General features: G+C 53.0%; 2 protein-coding genes and 1 pseudogene. 1 reads left to right on the top strand and 2 read right to left on the bottom strand.

The features are described from left to right. Positions 1-305: pseudogene (locus B3Z49_RS21920) on the bottom strand (hypothetical protein); the annotation flags it as partial. Positions 306-475: 170 nt separating this feature from the next. Beyond that, the gene (locus B3Z49_RS21915) at positions 476-1,375 is read right to left on the bottom strand and encodes an OmpA family protein (RefSeq protein ID WP_296994984.1); all 900 of its coding nucleotides are present in this window, start codon (positions 1,373-1,375) and stop codon (positions 476-478) included. Positions 1,376-1,600: 225 nt separating this feature from the next. Between B3Z49_RS21915 and B3Z49_RS21910 the strand changes: the two genes are divergently transcribed. Further along, positions 1,601-2,581 (top strand): mechanosensitive ion channel family protein, encoded by a 981-nt coding sequence (locus B3Z49_RS21910; RefSeq protein ID WP_296994982.1) that lies wholly within the window; start codon positions 1,601-1,603, stop codon positions 2,579-2,581. Positions 2,582-2,820: the final 239 nt, after the last annotated feature.

Raw genomic sequence — 2,820 nt, 5'->3', positions numbered from 1 at the left:
ATGTAACCATCCGGGAAATAAACCGCGACATCCTCTGCCAGCAGGATACGATCGCCGATGACCTGGCCAGAACGCAGAAGTTCCTTGATTCGCGTGCCCGGAATTTCACCGGAGAACGCATTGAAACGCAGGGTCTTTCCGTCGCCGCGCAAGTCAGCGAAATAACGTTCAAACGGAACGACCGGTGTTTTGTCTGCCGCGCGCGCAGTCGGCAAGACCGACATGGTTGCAACTGCCAGTGTGGCAACTGCAAGAGCAACGCCCCCCGAGCGCCGCGAAAAGACCGTCTTGATGGCCTTCAGCATTTGTCCCCGCCTCTCACTTAAATCAGGAATACAATCCAGAGATTATTCACATTAATCCCAAATTCAACACCTGTTTCCGCGAAAAATCGCCAGATCGTCAAAACCACATAGAAAAACAACGAGGTGGCATTATGCCACCTCGTTGCCAAAGATTTGGTAAATGTCGGTGATTAGTCGACAGAAATCGTCACACGACGGTTACGCGGCTCGCGAACACCATCCGGAGTCGGGATCAGAAGATCGCCTTCACCAACGGCATCCTGCGAAACCATGTCGCCTTTCACACCGCGACCGGTCAGCTCGCTAAGGGCTGCTGCGGCACGACGCTCGGACAGACGCAGGTTGTAGGCTGCCGGACCCGCGGCGTCAGCGTGACCAACGACGGTGATGTCACCCATCGAGGATGCCCACTGCTCAGCAGCTGCATCAAGAACACGCTCGGAAACCGGGGTGATCGCAACGCTGTCAAAATCGAAGAAGATGGTGAACAGACGCGGCTCAGCAGCTGCAACCGGGGCTACAACAACGGCCGGCTGTTCTGCACGCAGCTCAGACATTGCAGCTTCGAAATCTTTCCAGCACTGGCTGATCAGCTCGGTCTGCCAGCCTTCTTCGCTTTCCTCGACCCAGCAGTCAAAGCGAGACTGTGCGATCGCTGCGGTTGCCGGCATTGCTTCGCGCTTGCCGTCGTCAAGAAGGGCCAGAAGTTCGTCACGGACGGCGCGTTTCTGTGCAATTTCCTCATCAGAGAAGCGCCAGTTTGCCGGATCTTCCGGAAGAACAATGGTGTCACCGCTTACGCGACCGGCTTTCTTCGCAAAGAAGTCGGCATCGAAGAAGTCATACCATTCGTCCGCTTCGCGCTGTGCGTATGCAAGATATTCGGCCTTAAGCGCTTTACCGAAGTCAGTGGTCGGCTCTTCGGACGAGAGCGCAGACGAGACCGAGCTGCTGTAGGTGAACGGGTTACCGCCGTAAGGTACCGCGGTGCCGCTGTTGTCCACACTGCTACATGCACTCAGAAGCGCAACGCCACCAAGAGCACAAAGAATTTTCGGATTGATCTGCATGTCTTACCCCTGTCATTAAGGTTGTTCTTCAGCTAATAACTTAACACCAATGATGGTGGAATTATGGTCTTAAACGAACAGAATTCTGGTTTGTTCCAGCCATCTGTAAAAAATGGTGTTGGCGTCCTACTTTTCAAGCGCACTCAAACCTGTAATGCTAATCCTCTCATACAGAAGTATGGTTGGCAATCAACACAATTATGACACGGAGCGGACGAGGTTCAAATGATTGAAACCGATGTAGCGACCATCACAGAAATGCTTAAAGGATTTGCACTGGGCTTTGGCCTCGATTTGCTTGGCGCTGTGCTGATACTAATCGTTGGCTGGTGGGCCGCCGGCCGGGCGGCAGCATTGGTCCGCCATTCCCTAAAGAATACAAAGTTTGTTGATGCGACTTTAAAGCCGCTTGCATCAAGCATTGTGCGTTACGTGATCTTGATTTTCGTCATCGTCGCCGTTCTGTCGAACTTCGGCGTCGAAACAACCAGCATCATCGCCGTTCTCGGTGCCGCTGGTCTGGCAATTGGTCTTGCCCTGCAGGGGACACTATCAAATATTGCCGCCGGAGTCATGATTCTTATCCTGCGTCCGCTCAAAATTGATGAATTTATCGAAGCTGGTTCGATTTCAGGCACCGTCGTTGAAATAACATTGTTTACCACCTTGCTCAAAACGCCGGATGGTGTGTTTATTTCTGCCCCGAACTCGCAAATCTGGAATAGCGCGATCAAAAACTATTCGCGCAACCCAACCCGCCGCCTCGATATCAAGGTTGGCATTGCCTATGATGACGATGTTGATGCGGCCCTCGAATTTCTTAAAAACCTTGTCGCATCCGATGAACGCGTACTCAAGGATCCGGAACCGATGAGCTTTGTCGCCACCCTTGGCGAAAGCTCGGTCGATCTGACCGCACGTGGCTGGGTTGCGACCAGTGAATTCTGGCCGACCTTCTTCGATCTGACCCGTAAATCGAAAACGGAACTCGAAGCTGCCGGTTTCTCTATTCCCTTCCCGCAGCGCGACCTGCACGTCATCGAAAGTGCAGAAACCGCAAGCACCGCAAAATCCATTGCAAAGCCGGCTGCCAAACCTGCGGCAAAAACCGCGGCCAAGAAACCGGCAACCCGTTCACGGTCAACCGCCTCGAAAACGGCGACCAAGACCACGGCTGCGAAAAAGCCGACAGCATCCAAAAGCTAATCTCCTTTTCACAAAACCACATTTCGAAAGAGGCCCCAACGGGCCTCTTTTTTTATTTGAGTGACGGACGCCACAACGTACACCGCGTCAACTTCCTCGCACGTAGTAGTCCGCTGTTACCCGCCCAGCTTGTATCAGGCGTATAGTTCCCTGCCCTTGCCCAAAAGCGGCAAATGAAAACAAGCGGGAGGATAAAACATGTCTGCGAAAAAAATTCTGATGATCACCGGCGACTATGC

The organism is Thalassospira sp. UBA1131, assembly GCF_002311515.1.
In the GTDB taxonomy this organism is placed as follows: Bacteria; Pseudomonadota; Alphaproteobacteria; order Rhodospirillales; family Thalassospiraceae; genus Thalassospira.
The sequence above is the reverse complement of the archived record's forward strand: the minus strand, read 5'-3'. Positions and strand labels throughout refer to the sequence as shown.

Bases quoted from the DNA above. Each gene is read 5' to 3' on its own strand.
- B3Z49_RS21915 (WP_296994984.1), bottom strand. From the start codon at position 1,375: ATGCAGATCAATCCGAAAATTCTTTGTGCTCTTGGTGGCGTTGCGCTT.
- B3Z49_RS21910 (WP_296994982.1), top strand. From the start codon at position 1,601: ATGATTGAAACCGATGTAGCGACCATCACAGAAATGCTTAAAGGATTT.